Source organism: Corynebacterium pilbarense (assembly GCF_026930265.1).
In the GTDB taxonomy this organism is placed as follows: Bacteria; Actinomycetota; Actinomycetes; order Mycobacteriales; family Mycobacteriaceae; genus Corynebacterium; species Corynebacterium pilbarense.
Genome location: NZ_JANRML010000001.1, coordinates 1 through 24,846 on the forward strand (window position 1 = coordinate 1; position 24,846 = coordinate 24,846).

Sequence of the window (24,846 nt, forward strand, 5' to 3'; positions counted from 1 at the left end):
CTTCGGTGACACCGTAGTCATTATCGGTGAAACTCCTTCTAGATCAGAGCCTCACACACAAACTTCCTGACACCCTCAGACCGCCGTGCCGATCTTTTGCTCGATTTTGTGGCAAAGCACCGTTTTCTCCTTGTTCGCCTGGGTTATGCGACGGATGGGCGGCCGGGATAGGCACCTTCGGCAACGCCAAGTTCGTGGAGCTTGCCTAATACGTCGTCACCTGCGAGGTATGCCTGCAGCTCGTCGGCGTAGATGGGGTAGACGCCGAAGAAATGGACGGCTTCGTCGCCGACAGGCGTGCGCAGAAAATCTCCTTCGGCATCAACCGTGAATGCTCTGCCGATGATGAAACCGGAGAATTCGCTACCCGGATAGGTCTCGCTCGGGTCGAGCCCTGCCTGACTCGAGGTTCCGTAAGACAGCCACGTCCCCATGTCTTTGGGTAGGCGAGCGGTGGACTTGAGCAGGGTTACTGGCCAGCTGATCGCGTCGCCTTCGGGGCCGTTCTGTGAGCCGATCTCCGCAAGCGGCCAATCGTCCGGAAGCGTCATCACCAGCTCTGTGCGGTTGAACTCTTCCTTCCCGGGTGGCATCTGCATCCGGTATTCGTTCATCCCCGAGGTGCACAGCGTCCAGAATTGACGCTGCTCGGTGGGGGCCCAGCAATACACGTCGATGTGCAGCTCGTCCGAGATGAGCTCGTGGAACACCGAATAGTCCTCGCCCAACAGCGGGGCAAGGCGGTAGTCGACAATGTCCTGTGGAATATGCGAGTTGGTCATGTGGCCGAAAATACTCAAGTCTCGCGTGTGTGACTGATAGCGAGCTGTTAGTTTCCCGCGAAGTGTTCAAGCTCCTGACGGCGCCACCGGCGTGCGACACCGCGACCGGGAAGGTGCTCGCCGAGCGTTCGGCGTAGGTTGCTGTTGGTGGGGACTATGCAGCTGCATAGTCCCCGTGGGCCCGCTCACTATGCAGCTGCATAGTTTTTTCAGCATCCGGGCCATTCGACCGTGAAGCCGCCCCACCACCAGTCGCGCCACTCGTTGAAGCTGGGGTGTGCCGGGGGAGTGATCACGGTGTCGCCAGCGTGCAGTTCGCTGACCAGGCTGATGCCGTGCAGAGAGTTGAGGAACCACATGGGGCGCTCGGCGGCGAGCTCGGGTTTGAACCGACGCCGCTCCACGCGAATATGTAGACGCTCAGCCCGCGCAACAACCTGGTGCAATGTCACGCTCGGCAGCCACACTCCGTCGGGGACGCAGAGGGTGTCGCCGTCCCACATCACCAGCGCGCCGGTGGTGGTTTCCAGCATGGAGCCATGCTTATCGGCGATCACCGTGTCGTCCGTGCCCTCCACCTGGTACCGCGAACGGTATGTGCCAAATGCGGTGAAGTCGGGGCCCTTCACCTCGGGACGTGTGCGCGGGTCGGGGGCCTGCGTGTACGTCAACGCAGTAGACGAGCGAGGGGGAGGGGCGGGGCGGACGTCGAGAAGTAAATGCCCCTGCGACATCGCGATGCGGGGAAACAGCTCGCCGTCTCGCAGCAGTGGCATCATCGCGTCGACGAACCCGTCGGGAAGCGGGCCAGCAGACCGAACAAAACGCTCGAGATGCAGGTGAAGCCCGTTCGTGCGGCCGTTCGAGTGGCGCCACGAGTCGGCCACATCGAGAGGGCCGTCGGGGACGTCGCACTCCACGAATTCACCGCGCCAGGCGTACCTACGCATCCCATGCTCCCAGCACGGACTGGGCTTTGAGGTTGCGCTCGGCGAGCTCGGACTCGGGGTCGGAGGCGAGCACGATCGCGCCGCCCGCACCCACGGTGACGGTGTTGCCTGCGCGCACGGCGGTGCGGATGACCACGGACAGGTCGGCCTGGCCGTCGAAGCCGAAGTAGCCCAGCGCGCCGGAGTAGACGCCGCGCGGGGAAGTCTCCAGCCGGTTGATTATTTCGCAGGTGCGCAGTTTCGGCGCGCCAGTCATGGAGCCAGGCGGGAACGTCGCGCGAACCGCGTCGACGGCAGTGTGGCCCTCGCGCAGGCGGCCGGTGATGGTGGAAACCAACTGGTGCACCGTCGCGTACGACTCCACCTGCATCAGCCCGGGCACGCGCACGGTGCCGGGCTCGCAGACGCGGGAGAGGTCGTTGCGCAAAAGGTCCACGATCATGAGGTTTTCGGCGCGGGTTTTGGCGTCGTCAAGCAGCGCGGGGTTCTGATCGGCGGCGATGGTGCCCTTGATCGGCTTGGCCTCCACCTCGCGGCCGCGCACGGTGAGGAAGCGCTCGGGCGAGGCGCTGGCGACCTCCACGCCGTCAAAGATGAGGTGTGCGGCGTACGGTGCGGGGTTGTGTTCGCGCAGCTGGCGGTAGATATCTCCGGTCGCTTCGGCGGTGAAAGTGTCGGTCAGGCACACCTCGTAACTCTCGCCCGCGCGCAGCAACTCCTGCGCCCGCTCGATGCTGCCTAGGTAGTCCGGGTTGCTCCAGGAGCCTTCGCCTATCGACGTCCCTCCGGCCCCCTCCGCCCCCTTCAATGCCTGCTCCAGCCGGTCGAGCAGATCGGTAGCGCCGTCACCCGCCAGGGCGCACAGGTGCGCGGTTTCGGCCTGGTGGTCGTAAACGATGAACGACTGCGGGCGCACAAAGTACGCATCAGGGTAGGGCGAGCGGTGGCGCAGCGTGATCGGCATGGTCAGCTGCGCGCACTCGTAGCCCAAGTACCCGATCCACCCGCCGATAAACGGCAGGTCGGGTGCGTCGATGACTGGGGTGGACAGTTCGGCGTCGAGTGTGTCGAGCACGTTGCCGCCGTCAAGCGAATAGCTCATGGAGCGCGAAAGCGTTCCTGCGGTGTCGCCGAGGATGGAGAAACGCCCGCGCGCGTCGGCGGAGTCGAGGAAGAACGCGTCGTTGCCGTCGCGCTTGATGGCGTTGAAGACGCGCTGGCAGTCGAGCGCGCCGGGCACTTCGCGGTGGAGCAGGCGCCAGCCGCTGAGGAAGTTGCGCATGATCGCCGCGCCGTGCTGGGTGAGTACCGACTCGGGGTGGAATTGCACGCCCCAGTGGTCGAGCCCGTCGACCTTGAGCGCCTGGATGACACCGTCTTCGCTGCGGGCGTGGACGGTGATGCCGGGGACCTCGTCAACGTGAAGCGAGTGGTAGCGCACCACCGCAAAATCCTGCGGGATGCCGGCAAAGATGCCCTCGCCGGAATGGGTGACGGTGGAGACGAACCCGTGGCGCGGCTCCGGGGCGCGGGTCACGGCCGCACCAGCCAGCATGGCCAATCCCTGGTGCCCCAAGCACACGCCGAGCAGCGGGATATCCGCGTCGGCGGCTGCCTCGATGACGCGCCGGGACGCGCCGAAGTCCTCCTCGCGCTCCGGGGTGCCGGGGCCCGGGGAGATGACAACGTGGCTGAACTCGCCGGCGCGCACACGTTGAGGAAGGTCAGCGGCCTCGCCCGCGGGGACCACGAGGGGCTCGCGGCCGGCGGCCTGCGCTACCAGGTGGGCGAGGTTGAATGTATATGAGTCGTAATTGTCAACGAGCAGAATCATTGTGCCGAGATCGTATAGCGGGCGACAGCGTCACCTTGAAGCGCATGGTGCGTGACTAGTTAGTTGATCGGGGTGGGCTCGATCTTCCACACCTCTTCCGCGTAGTCGCGGATCGTGCGGTCGGAGGAGAAACGGCCGGACTCGCAGATGTTGATCCAGCACTTCCGCGCCCAACCATCCGGGTCGGCGTAGTAGTCCGCGGCCATGCGGTCGCGGGCCTCGCGGTAGGCGGCGAAATCGCCGAGGACGTAGTAGACGTCCTGCTCGCCGTAGCCGTTGTCCTCCAGAAGCGAGGCGCGGATGTCGTGGAAGGCGCCGGTGCCGCGGTCGTCTAACGTGCCGTCCACGAGCGCGTCGAGGACGCGCATAAGTCCCGGGGTCTGCTCGGCCACCTGGCGCGGGTTGTAGTGCGCCTTCAGCTCCGGCAGCTCCTCCTCGCGGGCGCCGAAGATGTAGGCGTTGTCCTCGCCGACAGCGTCGACGATCTCCACGTTCGCGCCGTCCATGGTGCCCAGGGTGAGCGCGCCGTTCATCATGAACTTCATGTTCGACGTGCCGGAGGCTTCCTTGCCGGCGGTGGAGATCTGCTCGGAGACGTCCGTGGCCGGGATGATCTGCTCCGCAGGCGAAACGTTGTAGTTCTCCACAAACACCACGTGGATGTACTTCGAGGCCTCCGGGTCGTTGTTCACCAGCTCCGCGATCGTGTTGATGAGCTTGATGATGCCCTTGGCGGTGACGTAGCCCGGAGCCGCCTTCGCGCCGAAGATGAAGGTGCGCTTGGGAACGTCGCGCTCGCCGTCGACTGTGATGCGGAAGTACAAATCCAGGATGTACAGCGCGTTCATCAGCTGGCGCTTGTACTCGTGCAGGCGCTTGATCTGCGTATCAAAGATGGAGTTCGGGTCGATCTCCACACCCTGGCGGGCGGCGATCCACTCCGCGAAGTCGCGCTTGTTCGCCGACTTGATGTCGCGGAGTTCGTTGAGCACCTTCGGGTCGTCCATAAGCGGGCGAAGCTCCTTGAGCTTGTCCAGGTCGGTGACCCACTCGTCGGAGCCAGCGAGACGGTCCAGCAGTGCGGACAGGCGGGGGTTGCACATGCGCAGCCAGCGGCGCGGGGTGACACCGTTGGTTTTGTTGTTGAAGCGCTCCGGGTACAGGCCGTGCCAGAAGCCGAGCGTGTCGCGTTTGATGATCTCGGTGTGCAGCGCCGCCACGCCGTTGACGGAGTAGGAGGCGTAGCAGGCGATCCACGCCATGTGCACGCGACCGTCGTGGACCGGGGAGTAGTGGTGGGCCGTCTCCGCATCCACGCCGCGGGCTTCCATGTCCAGGCGGTAGCGGCGGTCGATCTCTTCCACGATCTCCCAGATGCGCCAGAACAGCTGCTTGAAGATGGACTCTTCCCACGTCTCCAGCGCCTCCTGCAGCACCGTGTGGTTGGTGTAGGCGAACGTGTGGGTGGTCACCTCCCAGGCTTCGTCCCAGCCGAGGCCGTGTTCGTCCATGAGCAGGCGCATCAGCTCGGGGATGCCCAGCACCGGGTGGGTGTCGTTGAGCTGGATGGAGTTGTACTTGTGGAAGTCGCGCAGGTCGTCGCCGTGGGCGGCGCGGTAGTCGTCGATAAGCTCCTGCAGCGATGCGGAGCAGAAGAAGTACTGCTGGCGCACGCGCAGAAGCTTGCCGGCGTAGGTGGAGTCGTTGGGGTAGAGCACGCGCGTGATGTCGTGGACGGCCTCGCGCTCCAGGATCGCGTCGGCGAAGCGCTGGGAGTTGAACGCGTCGTAGTCGAACTCGGCGATCGGGGAGGCGTCCCACAGGCGCAGAGTGCCCACGTTGTCGGTGCCGTAGCCGGTGATCGGCATGTCGTAGGGGATGGCGCGCACGTGCATGTCGTCGAACTTCACAATGCGCTGCTCCGAGCCGCGGCGGATGATGAAGGGGTAGAAGGACTCCTTCCACGCGTCCGGGTGCTCGCGCTGGAAGCCGTCCTCGAACTCCTGGCGGAACAGCCCGTAGCGGTAGAGCAGGCCGTAGCCGGTGAGCGGGAAGTCCTGCTCGGCGGCGGAATCGAGGAAACAAGCGGCCAGGCGCCCCAGGCCGCCGTTGCCCAGGGCGGCGTCGTGCTCAGCCTCCAGCACATCCGAAAGCTCGAAGCCGTTGGCCTCCGCAATGGCTTTCGCCTTATCGACGAGCCCAAGGTTGGTCAGGTTATTCAGCAGCGCCCGACCCTCCAGGAACTCCGCCGAGAAGTACGCCGCACGGCGGGTGGCCTGGTAGGTGTTGCGGGTTTTCGCCCAGTTGTCGGCGATCTGCTCGACAGTGGCGGCGGAAAGCCCCGTCCAGAACTTCTTTACCGTGGAGTCTTGCGGCGCGCGGCCGGAGAAGCTACGGACGTGGCCCTCGACGGTCTGCTCGAAAGCTGGCTGAGATGCAGTCATGTCTCCCGAGCGTACCGGCGCGCCGGGGTGCGTGCAGGTGACCGCGGCCGCGCTACTTGGCCAGGTACGTCAGCGCGGCGGTCAGTCCCGCTCGGGTGGAGGCGTCGATGGTGGGTTCGTACTCCGGCAGGAAGGTGGACATGTGGTTGACGGGCACGTCTTCGCCGACGCGGTCTTCCTCCACGGCCTTGTCCCACACGTCGTGGGGTGTGCAGCCGACGAGCCAGAAGAAGTACGGCGCGCCGTAGGCCTGGCCGATGACGGGGAAGTCCTCGGAGACGGTCTTCGGGTCGGCAGTGACGGAGGCGTCGCCGAAGACGCCGTCGAACTGCTCGCGCACGCGGGTGAACACTTCCTCGTCGTTGTCCAGCAGCTCGCCGTGGGCGAAAAAGGAGATCATGGCCTGGTCCAGCGAGCCGGAGGCCAGCACCTCGGCGTGGACCACGCGCTTGATGGCGGAGTAGACCTTCGCCTTGACCCGGTCGGAGTAGAAGCGGCAGTTGAGCACCAGCTCGGCCTCGCCCGGGATGATGTTGTTGGTGGTGCCGGCGTGCATGCTGGCCACAGTGACTACGGCGAAGTCCGCCGGGTCCACCTCGCGGCCCACGATCGCCTGTAGGCGGGCAATGATCATGGCCGCGGTGTAGGTGGGGTCAATAGCGTTGTGCGGCATGGAGCCGTGAGCGGCGCGACCCGGGATTTTGATGCGGATGGAGTCGCAGGCGGCGAACTGCGGGCCCGGCTTGGACATCACCTCGCCGGCGCGGCCGGGCATGACGTGCTGGCCGAAGACCACGTCCGGGGCGGGCACCTTTTCGGTCAGGCCGCCGTCGGCCATGTCCTGGGCGCCGGCGCCGATCTCTTCGCCGGGTTGGAACAAGGCGATAAAGGTGCCGGACCACTGCTCGCGGGTGTTGTCCAAAAAGTCGCACATGCTCAGCAGCGCGGTGGTGTGGATGTCGTGGCCGCAGGCGTGCATGGTGCCCACGGTCTGCCCGTCGGCAGTCTTGGCCACCTTGTGGGAGGCGTACGGCGCGCCGGTCTGCTCGGTCACAGGAAGGCCGTCGAAGTCCGCGCGGTGCATCACGGTCGGGCCCTCGCCGTTTTCGAAGACGGCGCAGATGCCGAACTTGCCGATCGGGGCGATGACTTCGCAGTCGAAGCGCGACAGCTCCATCATCAGACGGCTGTAGGTCTCCTCCTCCTGCATGGACAGCTCCGGGTTGGCGTGCAGCAGTTCGTAGAGGCGGCGCTGCCACACCTCGTCCACGGAGTAGGAGCGCAAAATCTCGGAAATACTACTCAAAACTCATCTCTCCAAATTTGGGTTATATCGCAATAGGTTGGGCGCCGGGGTGCATTCCTCGGCGATGCGCAGGGAGGGGGCCACGTGTCCGTCGCTACGCAAGGTGCGAAGTGCAGCCGTGGCGCGGTCGCGCATGTCAAACGGCGAGAGCGTGTTCACGTAAATCTGCGTGCCGCCCTCGAAGCCGGCGAGGGTGGAAATGCGCCATTTCAGGTTGATGCGCCACGGCATGGGCACGTCCAGGTCCACGGGGCGGTAGTGCCACTCCTCGTTTGTGGCTACCTGCCCGCCGGTGGCGGCGTGGGCTGCGTGCAGCAGGTCGGAGACCGCGCGGACCTCTTCGTCCGTGTGCTCCCACGGCTCGCTGGCGCGCGACTTCGAGTACACCGTCATGGTGGGGTAGCGGTGGCCCACGCCGGCGGTGAGGATGGCGTGGTCGTTCTCCGCAATCACCAGGTTTTGGTAGAACGCGTGGTTGACGCCCCAGTCGTTGTACAGGTTCAGATTCTGGCGCAGCTTCGCCGTTTCGGTTTCGGCGTTGACGCCGCGCTCGTCGATGGCCACCAGCTGCTTATGTAGGTGTTCGAACGAGGCGCCGGCGGGCGAGAGCCAGTTTTGGAACACCACCACGTAGCGGGCGTAGGTGTGCTGCTCCACCAGGTCGCGCAGCGAATCCACGGTGAACGCGATGAAGCGGTAGTGCTCCTCCGGGGTCAGCGACCCGGAGCCGGCGAGCTGGTTGGTGCGCGTTGCACCGTCTGCAAAGTGGCGCCGGCCGATGATCACGTCGTGGCCGCCGCCGAAGTAGGCCGGGGCCAGCTCAAGCAGCTCGTCTTCCGACTTATTGGGATCTTGGCCGGCCGCGGCCAGCCGCGTGCGCACGATCTCCAGCACATGCTCGCGTCCGGCGGGATCCGCCAGGTAGCGCTCCATGTGGCTGCGGCGCGCCACGGGCATTTCGTAGCCGTAGTTTTTCTGCCAGTAGTCGTAGGAGACGATCTCGAACAGGTTGGGCACCCGCCGAAACTCCGCGACTGTGTTGTCTAACTCGTCGGGCATGGCGTCGCGCAGGATGGCAAACCCCTCGCCGTCGGCGACCAGCCGCGACTTCTCCGGCGGGGTGCGCAGTTTGCGCGCTTCGCAGAAATTGCAGGTGTCCGCGTGCGCGCCGGGCCCCAAGGGCTCAGGCGGGGCGCCTGTGGCGGTAAGGGGCCTGTTGCCGCGGCCTGGAACTGTCCACACCTCCGTGCCGGAGAACGGATTGACCTGCTTTAAGGTCCCGTCCGCCATGGTCCGCAGCGCAACGTGGTACGAGTGCGCTGGGTTCACGGTGGGGTTAGACATGCACGCAACCATACCGGTTAGCCTTAAGCGCATGTCTGTGATCCAATTCGACGTCCTCGTCCCACCCACCGTCGCCGGCGAGGTCAAAGAGGTCTTCCAGCGCGCACTCGACATCCTCGTGCACCGCGAGAAGCTCACCGCGGGCGCGGTGGAAATGGAGCAGGTGCTAATCGACGACTCCGTGCGCGCGCAGCTGGCCGAAACCTACGAGCGGGACCGGGGCGAAGACCCCGCGGAAGCAGAAGTGTTCCGCTACAGCATCACGCCCGAAGGTGCGGACAGCCTCAACCGCCTCGCCATGGGCCTGTCGCGCATCCTCACCCCGAAGGTGGACCTGCCGCGCGACCCGGTGATGCTGGAGGATCAGGACCGCTTCGAGTCGCCCTCGATCTACCCCTGGACCGTCGAGGTGCTGAGGTAGGCCACGGCGATCTCTGCGCCGGCCTGGGTGAGCTGCTCGCGCACGTTGCCGGTCTCCGGGAGAGTGACCGCGATGGTGCCCGCGTCCGGCTGCTCGTCGAAACGGCCTGCAGCGACGGCAAACACTGAGTCGGCCTCGCGGGCCAGCTCGCCGACCACGGAGGCGACCTTGCCGGTGCCCGTTTGCCCGTCGAAGCGGCCCTCGCCGGTGATCACGAGAGCTGCGCCTGCGACCTGCTCCGCGAGCCCGTTGGAGTCCGCCACCACGCGCGCGCCGGGCAGGATGTGCACGTGGGATGAGTCCCCGTGGAGCATGGTGGACAGCCACGTGATGCCGATGCCCACGCCGCCCGCAGCGCCCAAGCCTGGGGTTGCCGGATCCACGTCCGCGACCTCGCACAGACGTGCCAGGCCCCGGTCGAGCACCTCGATGTCGTCTCTAGTCGCGCCCTTCTGCGGGCCGAAGACGTGCGCCGCGCCCTCGGGCCCGGTGGCGGGCGCGGTGGTGTCCGTGAGCAGGACCCACTCCACGGCGCCGGCGGGGACGTTGACCTTCGCGGTGTCGAAGTTCGCCAGCTGCTCTAACGCGCCGCCGCCGGGCTTGAGCTGGTAGCCGGCCTGGTCCAGGGGGTTGACGCCAAGGGCGACGAGGATGCCGGTGCCGCCGTCGATCGTTGCGGTGCCCCCAAGCCCCAGCACGATGCGCTCAGCGCCGCGGGTCTGCGCGTCCGCGATGAGCACGCCGGTGCCGTACGTGTCGCCGGTCAGCGGCACCGGCTCGTCCACCGCGGGCAGGCCCGAGGCGGCGGCGACGTCGATGTAGGCAGTTTTGCTCGGGGCGTGGAAGGTGTACTCCGCCTCCGTGAGGCGGCCGGCCGCGGTAGTCGTCGGCAAGCAAATGCGCTCGCCCTCGAACAGCGACGAGGTGCCTTCGCCGCCGTCCGCCATGGGGGTGAGCACGATCTGCGCGTCGCGGATGACGGAGCGCACGCCTTCGGCGAGCCATTCTGCGGCCTCGGCGGCTGTTGCGGTGGACTTGAACGAATCCGGGGCGACAACGATTTTGGGCGACGGAACTGCGTCGAGCGGAGAAACCATGGGGGAGATTCTAGCTGTCGGCGACGAGCGGCCGAACGGTGTTGTACAGTTTGTCCGGTACAGAATTCTGCATAGCTATAGATATCGGAGGCCACGCTCAATGAGCGCGATTGATCAAGAAGTTGCCGGCTACTATCAGAAGCTGTTGGAACGCAACGCGGGCGAGCCGGAGTTCCACCAGGCAGTGGCCGAGGTGCTGGATTCGCTGAAGATCGTGCTGGAGAAAGACCCGCACTACGCGGACTACGGGCTGGTCGAGCGCCTCTGCGAGCCGGAGCGCCAGATCATCTTCCGCGTGCCCTGGCTGGACGACGACAACAATGTGCGCGTCAACCGCGGCTTCCGCGTCCAGTTCAACTCCGCACTCGGCCCCTACAAGGGGGGCTTGCGCTTCCACCCGAGCGTAAACCTGGGCATCATCAAGTTCCTCGGCTTCGAGCAAATCTTCAAAAATTCCCTGACCGGTCTGCCCATCGGCGGCGGCAAGGGCGGCTCCGACTTCGACCCGAAGGGCCGCTCCGACGGGGAAATCATGCGCTTTTGCCAGTCCTTCATGACTGAGCTGTGGCGCCACATCGGCGAGTACCGCGACGTGCCCGCTGGCGACATCGGCGTGGGCGGCCGCGAGATCGGCTACCTGTTTGGCCAGTACCGCCGCCTGGTGGACCAGCACGAATCGGGTGTGCTCACCGGAAAGGGCCTGACCTGGGGCGGCTCCCTGGTGCGCAAAGAAGCCACCGGCTTCGGCTGCGTGTACTTCACCAACGAGATGATGAAGGCCAACAACGAATCCATCGACGGCGCAAAGGTGATCGTCTCCGGCTCCGGCAACGTGGCCATCTACGCCATGCAGAAGGCGCAGGAGCTTGGCGCGACCGTGGTCGGCTTCTCCGATTCCTCCGGCTGGGTGGAGACCCCCAATGGCGTGGACATCGAGCTCGTCCGGGACATCAAGGAGAAGCGCCGCGGGCGTGTGTCCGAGTACGTGGAGGAAACCACCGGCGCGACCTTCCATAAGGACGGTTCCATCTGGGACCTCAAAGCCGATGTGGCGCTGCCGTGCGCGACGCAAAACGAGTTAGGTGGGGACCACGCGCGCACCTTGGTTGACAATGGTGTGCGCTACGTCGCCGAGGGAGCGAACATGCCGTCCACCGCTGAGGCGATCGAGGTCTTCCGTGAGCGCGGCGTGTGCTTCGGCCCAGGTAAGGCCGCTAACGCCGGCGGTGTGGCCACCTCCGCTTTGGAGATGCAGCAGAACGCCTCGCGCGACTCCTGGTCCTTCGATTACACGGACGACCGTCTGCACAAGATCATGTCCAACATCTTCAAGGTGACCAACAACACCGCCGAGGAATACGACCGCGCGGGCGACTACGTCATCGGCGCAAATATCGCCGGTTTTAAAAAGGTGGCCGACGCGATGCTCGCTCAGGGCGTGATTTAGCGCTCTAACGGGTACGCTTAGGCACCATGTACCGCGTTTTTGAAGCCCTGGATGAGCTAGTTCAAACTCTGGAGCAGGCCTACGGCGTGCCTATGACCTCTAATTGCATGGTTCCCCGCAATGAGATGCTCGGGCTTCTCGACGACCTCCGAAACGCCCTGCCCGTCGACTTGGACGACGCGCAGGACGTGCTGGACAAGCAGGACGAGATCCTGCGCGGGGCGCAGGACCGCGCCGACATGCTCGTCGGCGACGCCGAGGAGGATGCCCGCCGCATCGTCTCCGACGCGCACTCCGAGTCCGAGTCGATGCTCTCTGACGCGCAGGCGCGCGCGACCAACCTGGTCACCGACGCGGAAGAGGAATCCAACATGATGGTCACCCAAGCGCAGAACGTGGCCGAGATGACCGTCACCAACGCGCAGCGAGAGGCCGACAACATTGTCGAGTCCGGCAACGCCGAGTACCAGCGCACCGTGGACAAGGGCCTTGCGGAGCAGGAGCGTCTGATCTCCGAGTCCGAGGTCATGCGCCGTGCCGACGAGGAGGCGCACCGTCTGGTGGACGAGGCGACCGCCGAGTCCAACCGCCTGCGCTCCGAGTGTGACGACTACGTCGACTCCAAGCTCGCCGAGTTCGAAGACGGGCTGCGGGGCGTGCTGCAGACCGTCTCCTCCGACCGTTCCGCGCTGCGCCGCGGTGCCGGTGCCGCAGGTGCGGTGGCTCGCGGCCGCCGCGACGAGTACTAACGGGTAGTCTGTGGCCGCTATGTCTACCAATCCTTTCGTATTCGACGTAAGCGACGTCCTCGGCGGCGACGGCACCCCAGAGACTGTGACGCAGACGGGCCCGTCCCCGACGCGCATCGGCCCCGAGATGATCGCGATCCCTGAAGGGCGCGAGGTTGAGATTGAGGCGACGCTGATCCCGCTCGGCTCCGGAGTGATGGTGGATGCCACCGCCACGGCGCAGCTTGAGGGCCAGTGCGTGCGCTGCCTGAAGGAACTCACCCCGACAGAAACGCTGCGCGTCTCCGAGGTGTTTTCCGCCTCCGACGACTTCATCACCGGCGACAGTGAGGAAGACGAGGACCAGGGCTCCGGCGACGAGATCCGCAAGGTTGTCGACGGCACCGTGGACCTAGAGCAGGCGTTCGTGGACGAGGCAGGCATGAACTGGCCGTTCAACCCCACCTGCGAGCCGGAGTGCGAGGGCGACACCGACGTGCCGGCCCCGGACGCGGTCGAGGGCCAGGAGAACAACCTGGTCGACCCGCGCTGGGCCGGCCTGGAGAAGTTCCTGTGAGCCGCTCGAAGAAGAACAAAGGCAACGCGGACGAGCTGTGGGAGCAGGCGTTTGACGCCGTAGACCACGCCCCGCTCATTGCGCACCTCGGCGTGGACATCGAGCGCGAGAGCCTGAAGCTCGCGTTGACCCACCGCTCCTTCGCAAACGAGCACGGGCACCTGCCCAACAACGAGCGCTTGGAGTTCGTCGGCGACGCCGTGCTGGGCCTGTCCGTGGCCACCAAACTGTTTGAGCTGTACCCGTCGCGCCCTGAATCCGACCTGTCGCCGATGCGCGCCGCCATCGTCTCGCGCTACGGCCTGGCGGACATCGCCCGGGAGATCGACCTGGGCAAGCACGTGCTCATCGGCAAGGGTGAGGAGCTCACCGGCGGCCGCGAGAAGGAGTCGATCCTCGCGGACACCACCGAGGCCATCTTCGGCGCGATCTACTTGCAGCACGGCTTCGAGCCGGCGCGCGATGTCATTCTCAAGCTTTTCGACGAAAAGCTCCGCACCGCCACCGTGAACAAGAAGCACCACGACTGGAAGACCGACCTGCAGGTGCGCCTGGCGGAGCTGAAGCTGCCGGTGGCGGAGTACGTCTCCGAAGCGTCCGGCCCCGAGCACAACCAGACGTTCACCGCGCAGGCGCTGGTGGGCGGCGTTTCCCGCGGCACCGGCACCGGCCCGAACAAGAAGCTGGCGGAGCAGGAGGCGGCCCACCAAGCGGTGCTGTACCTGCGCGACCACGCGGCGGAGGCCGTTCGCGGCAATGCCTGAGCTGCCCGAAGTTGAGGTGGTGCGCCGCGGGCTGGACCAGCACGTGGCCGGCCGCACGTTTCAGCGGGTAGAGGTGCTGCACCCCCGTGCCGCGCGCGGCAACACCGTGGACTTGGAGGCCGCGCTGCCGGGGCTCACGATTACTGGCACGGGCCGGCGCGGCAAATACATGTGGTTCACGCTCAGCGACGGCGCGGCGCTGCTCGTGCACTTGCGCATGAGCGGGCAGATGCTCGTGGCAAAGCATGGCACCGTCACCTCGCCGCACTTGCGTATCCGCGCGGACCTGGGGGAGGTGGAGCTGGATTTTGTGGACCAGCGCACTTTCGGGTTCTGGCAGTACACACAGCTTGTGGGCGGCATCCCGCACCCCGCCCTCCACATCGCCCCCGACCCGTTCGAGCCCGACTTCGACATCCGGGAGACCGCCCGGGCGATGCGGCGGAGGAAATCGCCGTTGAAAAATGTGCTGCTGAACCAGGAGGTGGTCAGCGGCATCGGATCCATCTACGCCGACGAGGCGATGTGGGCCGCGCGCCTGAAGCCCTGGCGCAGCGCGAAGACCATGCGTCAGCGCGACGCGGAGGCAGTGCTGGATGCCTCGCGCGAAGTGATGGCCCGCTCGCTGGAGCAGGGCGGCACAAGCTTCGACTCGCTGTACGTCAACGTCAACGGCGCGTCCGGGTACTTCTCCCGCTCACTCAACGCCTACGGGCAGGCGGACAAACCCTGCGCCCGCTGCGGCACCCCGATTGAACGCGTTGTGGTCGGCGGCCGTTCCAGCTACTTCTGCCCGGCATGCCAGGTGTTGTAGCGCGCGAGTACGGTGTGCGACATGGTTGATCAGTCAGCATTCAAAGACGCAATGAGCCAGCTGGCTGCCGCGGTGGCGATCGTGACCACCGGTTCTGCGACGGACCCGCACGGCACCACCGTCAGCGCCTTCATGTCGCTCTCGCTGGATCCGCCGATGGTGCTGGTCTCGCTCGATCAAAGGTCGTCGCTGTTGGCGTTGTTGGCCGAAGGGGCGTCGATAGGCATTAATGTGCTCTCCACCGAGCAGAACATGCTGGCGCGGCGCTTCGCCACGAAGGGGGTGGACCGCTTCGCGGGGGTGGAGTGGACGATGGCCGACGGCGCGCCGCAGCTGGCCGACAACCACACGTGGGTAGCCGGGCGTGTTGCGCAGATGATTGCTGCGGGCGACCACGTGCTTGTGCTTGTCGACGTTGCCGCCACCGACGTCAACACCAACTGCCCGCTGCTGTACTGGCAGCGCGAGTTTGGCACCCACGGCGCGATTGCACCCGGCGAAGTGTGCACCCCGGCGGTGGAGGGGTAAGGCTTTTGCGCCCCCCTTTGCGCAAACCCAGAGAACGAAAGGGTGAGTTTGTCCGATTTTGGGCCGTAGTAGGGGGTGCTTCCTCTGGGTTTGTGGGGGCGGGTGCGGTGGAGGGGTAGCTCAAAAGCCTCTAGTTGTGTGATGTGGGCAACCTGTGGATACACTGCCCGCCATGGAAACAGCCACCACCTTCGTCGAAGATTCGCTCAACGGCGTGCTGTGGAACATCGTCCCGGTGTTCCTCATCGCCGCCGGCGTCTACTTCGGATTCCGCACACTGTTCGTTCAAATTCGCCTCATCCCGGACATGCTCAAGGCCGTCGCCGAGACGCCCAAGGGCAAGGATCGCGAGGGCCGCGACCTCGACGAAGAATACGGTGGCGTATCCGCGTTCAAGGCGTTTACCATCTCCGCGGCCTCGCGCGTGGGCACCGGCAACATCGCCGGCGTGGCGCTGGCGATCTCCATCGGCGGGCCGGGTTCGGTGTTCTGGATGTGGCTGCTTGCGCTGCTCGGCGGCGCCACCGCGTTTGTGGAGTCCACGCTTGCGCAGCTGTGGAAGACCAAGGACGCGGAAGGCAACTACCACGGCGGGCCCGCCTACTACATGACGCGCGGCCTGGGCTGGAGGCCACTGGCCGTGCTGTTCTCGGCCTTTTTGGCGCTGACCTACGGCTTTGTCTACAACGCCATCCAGACCAACTCCATCACCGCCGCGATTGAAACCTCCGTGGGCAACGACTCCGCGCTGGTCAAATGCGCGGTCGCCGGTGTGCTGGCGATCCTCACCGCCCTGGTCATCTTCGGCGGCGTGACGCGTATCGCATCGTGGACGCAGGTGATCGTGCCGTTTATGGCCGGCGCCTACATCATCATGGGCGTGGTGGTACTCGTGGTGAACTGGCGCGAGATCCCCGCCATGTTCGAGCTGATTGTCACCCATGCGTTGGGCTTGAAGGAAGTCGCCGGCGCCGGGGTCTGGCTCGCGTTTACCCAAGGCATGCGCCGCGGTCTGTTCTCCAACGAAGCCGGCATGGGCTCCGCCCCGAACGCAGCTGCCTCTGCGACCGTGTCCCACCCGGTCAAGCAGGGCCTGGTGCAAACCCTCGGCGTGTACTTTGACACGCTGCTCGTGTGCACCATCACCGCCTTTATCGTGCTGCTCGGCCCGGCGGTGTCCTACGGCAAGGACGATGTGCAGGGCGTCTCCCTGACCCAGTCCGCGCTGGCTGATTCCTTGGGCGACTGGAGCGCCCACGCCATCACGGCCATTCTGTTCTTCCTGGCGTTCTCCTCCGTGATTGGCAACTACTACCTCGCGCAAACCAACCTGGAGTACCTCACCGAATCCAAATCTGCGCTCAACGTCTTCCGCATTATTGTCATCGGGTTTGTCATCTTCGGCGCGTTTGGTTCCGTTCCACTCGTGTGGGCGCTCGGCGACACCATGGCCGGCCTGCTGGCCATCTTCAACATCGTCGCCATCATCCCGCTCGGCGGCGTGGTGCTGAAGCTGTTGAAGAACTTCAACGACCAGCGACGCAAGGGCATCGACCCAGTGTTCCACCGCGAGATGCTGCCGGAGCTGAAGAACGTGGAGTTCTGGGACGGCTCGGACCCGGTGACCCGCCGTAGCGACGAGGACCGCATCGCGCTTCGCGACGACAACCGCGGGCGTTAATCGGGCGCTACGCTTGGGTGGCATGGCAGATACACGCATGACCGCCCATGTCCGCGGCACCGTCCAAGGCGTCGGGTTTCGCTGGTGGACCCGCTCCCGCGCCCTCGAGCTGGGATTGGCCGGCTACGCGAAGAACCTTGCTGACGGCAGGGTGGAGGTGGTTGCGGAGGGGACCGAAGGTGACGTCGCAAAGCTAAAAGATCTTCTTGAAGAACAGCCTTCGAGTGCAGATCGTCCGGGGAACGTGGAGCACGTCCAGGCCCAATTCGGGGAGCCCAAGGGCGCGGAAGGGTTTGAGGAACGATGAAAGCACGCACCGTGGCGGTAGTGGCCGCTCTCGCCATCACGTTGTCCCCGGCGCCCGCGCAAGCGCAGGACTTATCCTCCAGCTTCGCGTCCATGAGCAGCCTGCCCAACCGGCAGTACGATCCCGGTCTGCCGTGGGACGTGGCGGAAGCGTCGCGGGCGAAAACCTACCGCAACATCAACTTCTACCGCATCCAAAACGGCCGCCTGCCGTGGTTGCGAAGCGGCCGGTTAGACGCGCAGGCGCAGGCGTGGGCTGAGGAGCTCAGCCGCACCAACAGCTTTCGCCACTCAGACGCGAACGTATACGAAAACATCGCCTTCAGCTCGCACAGCCCGGAAGCGGCGTTTGAGCAGTGGCGCACCTCGCCGGGACACAACCGCAACATGCTGTCCAACGCGCGTGCGGTGGGCGTCGGCGCGGCCCACGGCTACGTGGCGGGGCACGGTTGGGGCTACATCGTGGTCATGCAGGCGCGCTAGCCAACGCGCGGTAACATCCACAAAATGCACCTGAAATCGCTGACGCTCAAAGGATTCAAGTCCTTCGCGTCGGCGACGACGATGAAATTCGAGCCCGGCATCTGCGCCGTAGTGGGGCCGAACGGCTCCGGCAAATCCAACGTGGTGGATGCGCTCGCGTGGGTGATGGGCGAGCAGGGCGCGAAAAATCTGCGCGGCGGGAAGATGGAAGACGTCATCTTCGCCGGCGCGGGCGGCCGCAAGCCACTCGGGCGCGCGGAAGTCACGCTCACCTTCGACAACACGGACAAGCGCCTGCCCATCGACTACACAGACGTGGCCATTACCCGCCGCATGTTCCGCGACGGCGCGAGCGAGTACGAGATCAACGGCTCCAAGGCGCGCCTGATGGACATCCAGGAGCTACTGTCCGATTCCGGTATCGGCCGCGAGATGCACATCATCGTCGGCCAGGGCAAGCTCTCCGAGATCCTGGATTCGCGCCCGGAGGAGCGCCGCGCGTTCATCGAAGAGGCTGCGGGTGTGCTCAAGCACCGCCGCCGCAAGGAGAAGGCGCAGCGCAAGCTCACCGGCATGCAGGCGAACCTGGACCGCCTGACCGACCTCACCGACGAGCTGGGCAAGCAGCTCAAACCCCTAGCCCGCCAGGCGGAGGCCGCCAAGCGGGGCGCGGCGGTGCAGGCGGAGTTGCGCGACGCGAAGCTCAAACTCGCCGGCGATCAGGTGGTAAGGCTGCGCGCGAAGTACGCAGACGCCGAGCGTGCCGCCGAGATGCTGGCGGAGCAGGTGGAGACCGTCACCGCGACGTTGGAGACCGCGGTGGAGGAGCAGGAGGTCGTGGAGGCGCGCCAGCAGGAGCTGCAGCCGCAGGCCCAGGAGGCACAGCAGCTCTGGTTTGCACTGTCCACGCTGGCCGAGCGGGTGAGCGCGACCCAACGTATCGCGTCGGAACGCGCCCGCAGTTCCAACTCGTTCGCGCCCTATGCCGGCCAGGATCCGGAGGACCTGGAGGCGCGGGCGCAGCTTGCAGACGAGCGCTACGCCGAAGCCCTTGAAGCCGCCGAGGAGGCCGCTGAGAAACTCGAGACCATCCGTGAGGAGGTTGCCGAGCGCCAGGAAGCCTTCGACGCCGCCGAGCGCGAACACATGGCGCAGGTGCGCGCGATCGCGGACCGTCGCGAGGGTGTCGTGCGCCTGATCGCGCAGGAGGAATCCCAGGCAGCGGCCGTCGAGGCGGCCGAAGAGGAGGTGCGCCGCCTGGAGGAAACGCTCGCGGAGACGAAGCAACGCGCGCGAGAGGCAGATGCGGAGGTCGCGTCCGTCGAGGAGCGCATCGCAGGCTTTGCGGCGGAGCGCTCGCCTCTCGACGACGCATTCGCCCGTGCCCACACCGAGTCCGACGCCGCGGACAAGCGCCTGGACCAGCTGCGGGCCGAGCAACGCGAGCACGAGCGCGCGGTGGCAACCCTGCAGTCGCGCATTGACACGCTGGCGGAGCAGACGCCGAAGCACTCCGCAGAAGACGTGCTCTCCGGGTTTACTGCGCTTGCGGGCTTAGTCACCGTGGAGCCCGGGTTGGACCGCGCGCTTGCCGCCGCGCTCGGCGAGCACGCCGAAGCGCTGGCGGGTGAGGTCTCCGACGACGCGGTCGGCGCGCTGGAATCGGCCGCGCGGACCGTGGTGGTGGATGCGCGCGGCGGTTCGTCGTGGCGCTTGGACACCGACGGCGAGGCGGACTGGCTGCTCGACCACGTGGAGTTGGACCCATCGGTGACCGGCCCGGTCACGCGCTTGCTCGCGGACGTGGCGGTGGCGGACGATCTCGCCGTCGCGCGCAGCGTGGTGGAGCAGGATCCGCGCCTGCGGGCCGTGACACCTGCGGGCGTGCTCGTGGGCGAAGGCTGGGTCGCCGCCGGCACGGGGCAGACCTCCACGGTGGAGGTCTCGGCCCGCATCGAGGCAGCGAAGTCCGAGTTGGCCGGAGCACAACAGCTGCTCGAGGAACTCGCCGGCACACTCGAAGGCGCGACCGTCGCCGCAGACGAGGCCCGCGTGAGCGCTGCGTCCGCCAAGGCGGCGCTGCGCGAGCACGACACCGAAGTGGAATCCTGGCGCCGCGACCTCGCACGCCTGGTCAAACAGGCCGAGGCGAACAAGTCCGAGCACGAGCGCGCCGCGGCACGTGCGAACGAGGCGGACGCGCGCTTGGCCCAGCGCCGCAGCGAGTTGGAGGAGACGCGCGACCGCCTCACTCGCGTGGACACGGACGTCGCTGAGTCGCCGGAGGAGCCGTCGACGGAGCAACGCGACCAGGCCAGAAATGCGCTGAACCACGCCAAGTCCTTGGAAATGGAGGCAACGCTCGCCTCACGTACCGCGCAGCAGCGCGCGGAAGCCGAGGCCGGTAAGGGCGACGGTTTGCGCCGGCAGGCGGAGCAGGAGCGCCAGGCGAAGGCCCGCCATGAAGCGGCGATGGCTCGCCGGAGGGCGGAAGGGGAGCTGGCCGGTGCCGTCGAGAAGCATGCGCGCGATTTGGCAGCCCGCATCGAAGACGCGCTCGCCCGCGCTACCGGCCAGCGCGATGAGCTGAACGCGCAGCTCAACTCCCTGCAGGGCAAGGTGCAGCAGGCGCGCCAACAGGTGGGCGCCACCCGCCAGCAACTCGCGCGGCTGACGGACAACGCGCATCAGTCCGACATTGCGCGCTCGCAGGCGCAGGTGCGCATCGACGAGGCGGAGTCCAACATCACCTCGTCGTTGGGCATCGCGGTGTCTGACCTGCTCGCGGACTACACCCCGGGCGAGGACTTCGACCGCGACGCGGAGCAGAAGCGTCTCAAGCAGGCGGAGAAGGATCTGCGCGCTTTGGGCAAGGTCAACCCGTTGGCGTTGGAGGAGTTCAAGGCATTGGAGGAGCGCTACACGTTTTTGAGCACGCAGCTCGACGACGTGATCCAGGCGCGCAAGGACCTCACGAACGTGATCGAGGACGTGGACGCGCAGATCCTGCAGCTGTTCACCGACGCCTGGGCGGACGTGGAGGCGGAGTTCCCACGCGTGTTCCAGACCCTGTTCCCGGGCGGCGAGGCGCGCCTCGTGCTCACCGAGCCGGACGACATGCTCACCACCGGCATCGAGATCGAGGCCCGCCCGCCGGGCAAGCGAGTCAAGCGCCTGTCCTTGCTTTCCGGCGGTGAAAAGTCCCTGACCGCGCTCGCTTTCCTGGTGGCCATCTTCCGCGCCCGCCCCAGCCCGTTCTACGTGCTCGACGAGGTCGAGGCAGCACTTGACGACGTCAACCTCCGCCGCCTCATCGCCCTGCTCGAGGAGCTGCGGCAGGATTCCCAGCTCATCGTGATCACCCACCAGAAGCCCACCATGGACGTGGCGAACGTGCTCTACGGCGTGACCATGCGCGGCGACGGTGTGACCCGCGTGCTCTCGCAGCGCATGCAGCCTGCGGGGGCAGCTCCTGCCGAGTAGTATCATCCGAAAGTTGGAGAAAGGGTGAATATGTCTGTTTCACGTACCTCCGCGGCTGTGGGTGTCTTCGCACTGGCTCTCTTTGTCGGCGGATGCTCCACCTCAGCGGATTTGGGCGGCACCTACACCAAGGTTGAATCAGCTGGTGAGGAGAGTCTGACCAGTACCCTCACCATCGACGGGGGAGACTGCACGCTGCACCACGTCGCCGAGCCCGAAAATGTTGAGGCTGACGAGGCGTGCACCGTCGATGGGGACAACCTCATCTTCACCGCGGATAGCGCGGAAACACGGTTGCCGGTCACTCAAACGGATGAGGGGGATTTGCGGATCGGTCTCGGCGACGGGGAGCTCTACCAAAAGAGCCACTAGGACCTTCTTGATGCCCGCCCCCGCGTAATGTCGGCGGTGCTGGCACACTAGAGCGCATGGATCTCAATGCTTTAGTCAACAGCACTGCGTTTTGGATTGTCCTCGCAGTCATCGTCATTGCGCTGATCCTCATCGGCGTTGTCGTCGCCGGGAAGAAGCGCAGGGAATCGAAGACCATCTCCTTTGACAAGGTCGAAGAGCCCAAGGAGCTGACCCAGCAGGAAAAGTCAGGCAACTACCAGGCCAAGGGCGGCTTCAACTTCGCGCAGGCGGACGCGCAGCCGAAGCAGCCGGAGCCGGTCCGCCGCGAGAAGCCGAAGACTGAGGCGAAGCCGCAGGCGGCTGCCGCGTTTGTTCCGCCGAAGCAGGAGGAAGAAGAGACCGTCGTCGAGCGCGCAATTTCGCGTGACGACGAACCACAGGTCCCCACCGAAACCACCCAGCCCGCGAAGGCAGAGCCGGCAGAGCCGGTTGAGCAGCCGGTGAAGCCAGCTGAGCCGGTCGCCGAGGAGCAGCCGGTTGCACCCGCGGAACCGGCTGAGCCCGTGGAGCCGGAGCAGCCCGTCGAACCAGCTGAGCCCGTGGAGAGGGTTGACGAGGTCGAGGCGGAGCCCGTCGATAAGCAGGCTGCTGAGGCCGAAGAAGCCGCGGCGGCTGCTGCGGCGGCGCAGGAGAGTGCGGACGAGGCGCGCCAGGAGGGCGCCGAGGTCTCCGAGGATGCCGTGGTGGTTGAGGCGCCGACGGAGGAGCCGCTGGACGACATCGCACCGGCCGCCGGCCGCATGGGCAAGCTGCGCGGACGCCTGTCGCGCTCCCAGAACGCGATCGGCCAGGGGCTGCTGGGCATCCTCACCGCGGGCGACCTGGACGAGGACGCCTGGGAGGAAATCGAGGACACGCTGATCATGGCGGACCTCGGCGCGGAGCTGACCATGAAGGTCACCGACTCGCTGCGCGAGAAGATCGCCGAGCGCGGCGTGGAGACCGAGGATCAGGCCCGCGCGATGCTGCGCGAGACACTCATCGAGGCCGCGCGCCCTGAAATGGACCGCTCGATCAAGGCCATGCCGAACGACGGCAAACCCGCCGTGATCCTGGTCGTCGGCGTCAACGGCACCGGCAAGACCACCACCACCGGCAAGCTCGCTCGCGTGCTGGTGTCCATGGGCCACTCCGTGGTGCTCGGCGCGGCAGATACCTTCCGCGCGGCCGCGGCCGACCAGCTGGAGACCTGGGGCAAGCGCGTCGGCGCCTCCACCGTGCGCGGCAAGGAGGGCGCGGACCCGGCGTCCGTCGCCTTCGACGCGGTGGCCACCGGTGTGACCGAGGGCGCGGACGTCGTGCTCGTGGACACCGCGGGCCGCCTGCACACCTCCACCGGCCTGATGGACCAGCTGGGCAAGGTCAAGCGCGTGGTGGAAAAGAAGAGCAACGTCGACGAGGTCCTGCTCGTGCTGGATGCCACCGTCGGCCAAAACGGCATCATGCAGGCGCGCGTGTTCCGCGAGGTCGTGGACATCACCGGCGTGGTGCTGACCAAGCTGGACGGCACGGCCAAGGGCGGCATCGTCTTCCAGGTGCAGGAGGAGCTTGGTGTGCCTGTCAAGCTCGTCGGCCTCGGCGAGGGCGCCGACGACCTCGCGCCGTTTGAGGTGGAAAGCTTCGTCGACGCGTTGCTCGGCTAAGCATTTGCCTGTCGACGCCTCCGCGCCCCCGGCGACAGCACAGTGATGTGCCCATCGCCCAGGGCGCGCGCTAGTCTTGTGGGGATTATTTTCCGCTAGCAGCACAAGGGAGCGTGCACACCGTGTTCGAGTCACTGTCCGACCGCCTCCAATCAGCCCTCGGCGGCCTGCGCGGCAAGGGCAAGCTCACCGAGGAAGACATCAACGCCACCGCGCGCGAGATCCGTCTCGCCCTGCTCGAGGCGGACGTCTCGCTCACAGTCGTGCGCGCGTTTATCAAACGCGTCAAGGAACGCGCGCTCGGCGCAGACGTGTCCGCGGCGCTGAACCCTGCGCAGCAGGTGATCAAGATCGTCGACGAGGAGCTGACCAACATCCTCGGCGGCGAAACGCGCCGGCTGAACATGGCGAAGAACCCGCCGACCGTGATCATGCTGGCCGGTCTGCAGGGTGCCGGTAAGACCACGCTGGCCGGCAAGCTGGCCAACCACCTGGCCAAGCAGGGCCACACCCCGATGCTGGTGGCCTGCGACTTGCAGCGCCCGGGCGCGGTGCAGCAGCTGCAGATCGTCGGCGAGCGCGCCGGCGTGCCCACCTTCGCCCCGGACCCCGGCACGTCGCTGGACTCCTACGAGCACGAGATGGGCACCTCCCACGGCGACCCGGTCGCCGTGGCGCAGCAGGGCATCGAGCACGCCAAGCAGCAGAAGAACGACGTGGTCATCATCGATACCGCCGGCCGCCTCGGCATCGACGAGACGCTGATGACCCAGGCGCGCAACATCCGCGACGCGGTTAACCCCGATGAAGTCCTCTTCGTCATCGACGCCATGATCGGCCAGGACGCGGTGAAGACCGCCGAGGCGTTCGCCCAAGGCGTGGATTTCACCGGCGTGGTGCTGACCAAGCTCGACGGCGACGCCCGCGGCGGTGCAGCCCTGTCCATCCGTGAGGTCACCGGCAAGCCGATCCTGTACGCCTCCACCGGCGAGAAGCTCGAGGACTTCGACGTCTTCCACCCGGAGCGCATGTCCAGCCGAATCCTCGGCATGGGCGATTTGCTCTCCCTGATCGAACAGGCCGAAGCGACCTACAACGAGCAGGACGCCGAAGCCGCCGCCAACAAGCTCACCTCCGGCGAGCTGACCCTGGAAGACTTCCTGGACCAGCTGCTGATGATCCGCCGCATGGGGCCGATCGGCAACCTGCTGAAGATGATGCCGGGCGGCAAGCAGATGAACCAGATGGCCGACATGGTCGACGAGAAGCAGCTCGACCGCATCCAGGCCATCATCCGCGGCATGACGCCCGAGGAGCGCCAGGACCCGAAGATCCTCAATGCCTCTCGACGCAAACGCATCGCCAACGGCTCCGGCGTCAAAGTCTCCGACGTCAACCAGCTCGTCGACCGCTTCTTCGAGGCCAAGAAGATGATGGGGCAGATGGCCAGCCAGTTCGGCCTGCCAGGCATGCCTGGCATGGGCGGCGGCCGCTCCGCCACGAAGAAGAAACCTAAGGGCCGCAAGGGCAAAAACGGCAAGCGTAAGCCGCCGAAGCGCGGAGGCGGAAAGCCCAAGATGCCGAGCATGCCGGGCCTGCCAGGCATGGGCGGCGGCATGCCTGGAATGCCGGACCCGAGGGAACTGGAAAAGCTCCAGGAGCAGCTGCCTGCAGGCATGCAGGGCATGGACCTGAACAACCTGGACTTCAACGAGGCGATGAAGCGCATGCAGAAGGGCAAGTTCTTCTAGGCGGCGGAGCTTCTCCCGCGTTCAGGGCTAGGATCCAGCTACAAGGACC

21 protein-coding genes are annotated in these 24,846 nt (G+C 66.1%); 14 read left to right on the forward strand and 7 right to left on the reverse strand.

All coding sequences use genetic code 11. The annotated features are described in order from the left end of the window. Positions 1–143: 143 nt before the first annotated feature. The 6 genes from NUW87_RS00005 to NUW87_RS00030 all read right to left on the reverse strand — a co-directional run bounded on the left by NUW87_RS00005 (position 144) and on the right by NUW87_RS00030 (position 8,660). Entirely contained in the window at positions 144–782 is a 639-nt protein-coding gene (locus tag NUW87_RS00005) for a suppressor of fused domain protein (protein WP_269026739.1), read from the reverse strand. 209 nt (positions 783–991) lie between these two features. Continuing rightward, entirely contained in the window at positions 992–1,732 is a 741-nt protein-coding gene (locus NUW87_RS00010; protein WP_269026740.1) for an aminotransferase class IV, read from the reverse strand. After that, positions 1,725–3,566, reverse strand: coding sequence for a chorismate-binding protein (locus NUW87_RS00015; RefSeq protein ID WP_269026741.1), 1,842 nt, complete (start codon positions 3,564–3,566; stop codon positions 1,725–1,727). The genes NUW87_RS00010 and NUW87_RS00015 overlap by 8 nt, the downstream gene beginning before the upstream one ends. 59 nt (positions 3,567–3,625) lie before the next feature. Next, positions 3,626–6,010, reverse strand: coding sequence for a glycogen/starch/alpha-glucan phosphorylase (locus NUW87_RS00020; protein ID WP_269026742.1), 2,385 nt, complete (start codon positions 6,008–6,010; stop codon positions 3,626–3,628). Positions 6,011–6,062: 52 nt separating this feature from the next. Continuing rightward, positions 6,063–7,316: an amidohydrolase gene (locus NUW87_RS00025; protein WP_269026743.1), complete on the reverse strand. Its 1,254-nt coding sequence runs from the start codon at positions 7,314–7,316 to the stop codon at positions 6,063–6,065. 3 nt (positions 7,317–7,319) lie between these two features. Next, entirely contained in the window at positions 7,320–8,660 is a 1,341-nt protein-coding gene (locus NUW87_RS00030; protein WP_269026744.1) for a DUF4921 family protein, read from the reverse strand. Positions 8,661–8,691: 31 nt separating this feature from the next. Here NUW87_RS00030 and NUW87_RS00035 point away from each other — a divergent pair, with 31 nt between their 5' ends. Next, positions 8,692–9,081 (forward strand): hypothetical protein, encoded by a 390-nt coding sequence (locus tag NUW87_RS00035; protein WP_269026745.1) that lies wholly within the window; start codon positions 8,692–8,694, stop codon positions 9,079–9,081. Here the strand turns inward: NUW87_RS00035 and NUW87_RS00040 are convergent. Beyond that, a complete protein-coding gene (locus tag NUW87_RS00040; RefSeq protein WP_269026746.1) occupies positions 9,051–10,178 on the reverse strand; it encodes a glycerate kinase family protein in 1,128 nt (375 codons plus the stop codon). The two genes, NUW87_RS00035 and NUW87_RS00040, sit on opposite strands and share 31 nt — an antisense overlap. 100 nt (positions 10,179–10,278) lie before the next feature. On the opposite strand from NUW87_RS00040, the gene gdhA reads away from it, so the two are divergent. The 13 genes from gdhA to ffh all read left to right on the forward strand — a co-directional run bounded on the left by gdhA (position 10,279) and on the right by ffh (position 24,797). Continuing rightward, positions 10,279–11,625: an NADP-specific glutamate dehydrogenase gene (gene gdhA, locus NUW87_RS00045; RefSeq protein ID WP_269026747.1), complete on the forward strand. Its 1,347-nt coding sequence runs from the start codon at positions 10,279–10,281 to the stop codon at positions 11,623–11,625. Between the two features lie 26 nt (positions 11,626–11,651). Then, positions 11,652–12,374 carry a DivIVA domain-containing protein gene (locus tag NUW87_RS00050; protein WP_239217186.1) on the forward strand — a complete coding sequence of 241 codons (723 nt, stop codon included), beginning with the start codon at positions 11,652–11,654 and terminating at the stop codon, positions 12,372–12,374. Positions 12,375–12,393: 19 nt separating this feature from the next. Then, entirely contained in the window at positions 12,394–12,930 is a 537-nt protein-coding gene (locus NUW87_RS00055) for a YceD family protein (protein ID WP_269026748.1), read from the forward strand. Continuing rightward, a complete protein-coding gene (rnc, locus tag NUW87_RS00060) occupies positions 12,927–13,694 on the forward strand; it encodes a ribonuclease III (protein WP_269026749.1) in 768 nt (255 codons plus the stop codon). Before NUW87_RS00055 ends, rnc begins: the two co-directional genes overlap by 4 nt. Beyond that, complete coding sequence (gene mutM / locus NUW87_RS00065) at positions 13,687–14,508, forward strand: bifunctional DNA-formamidopyrimidine glycosylase/DNA-(apurinic or apyrimidinic site) lyase (protein WP_269026750.1); 822 nt, start codon at positions 13,687–13,689, stop codon at positions 14,506–14,508. Before rnc ends, mutM begins: the two co-directional genes overlap by 8 nt. Before the next feature lie 21 nt (positions 14,509–14,529). Then, the gene (locus NUW87_RS00070) at positions 14,530–15,036 is read left to right on the forward strand and encodes a flavin reductase family protein (RefSeq protein WP_239217182.1); all 507 of its coding nucleotides are present in this window, start codon (positions 14,530–14,532) and stop codon (positions 15,034–15,036) included. 172 nt (positions 15,037–15,208) lie between these two features. After that, positions 15,209–16,717 carry an alanine/glycine:cation symporter family protein gene (locus tag NUW87_RS00075; RefSeq protein ID WP_239217181.1) on the forward strand — a complete coding sequence of 503 codons (1,509 nt, stop codon included), beginning with the start codon at positions 15,209–15,211 and terminating at the stop codon, positions 16,715–16,717. 22 nt (positions 16,718–16,739) lie between these two features. Further along, complete coding sequence (locus NUW87_RS00080) at positions 16,740–17,024, forward strand: acylphosphatase (RefSeq protein WP_269026751.1); 285 nt, start codon at positions 16,740–16,742, stop codon at positions 17,022–17,024. Continuing rightward, positions 17,021–17,506: a CAP domain-containing protein gene (locus tag NUW87_RS00085; RefSeq protein ID WP_269026752.1), complete on the forward strand. Its 486-nt coding sequence runs from the start codon at positions 17,021–17,023 to the stop codon at positions 17,504–17,506. The genes NUW87_RS00080 and NUW87_RS00085 overlap by 4 nt, the downstream gene beginning before the upstream one ends. Positions 17,507–17,530: 24 nt before the next feature. Beyond that, positions 17,531–20,989, forward strand: a complete 3,459-nt coding sequence (gene smc / locus NUW87_RS00090) for a chromosome segregation protein SMC (protein WP_269026753.1) — start codon at positions 17,531–17,533, stop codon at positions 20,987–20,989. 30 nt (positions 20,990–21,019) lie between these two features. Then, entirely contained in the window at positions 21,020–21,361 is a 342-nt protein-coding gene (locus NUW87_RS00095) for a hypothetical protein (protein WP_269026754.1), read from the forward strand. Between the two features lie 56 nt (positions 21,362–21,417). Beyond that, positions 21,418–23,046, forward strand: a complete 1,629-nt coding sequence (gene ftsY / locus NUW87_RS00100) for a signal recognition particle-docking protein FtsY (protein ID WP_269026755.1) — start codon at positions 21,418–21,420, stop codon at positions 23,044–23,046. Between the two features lie 122 nt (positions 23,047–23,168). Then, positions 23,169–24,797, forward strand: coding sequence for a signal recognition particle protein (ffh, locus tag NUW87_RS00105; RefSeq protein ID WP_269027009.1), 1,629 nt, complete (start codon positions 23,169–23,171; stop codon positions 24,795–24,797). Positions 24,798–24,846: the final 49 nt, after the last annotated feature.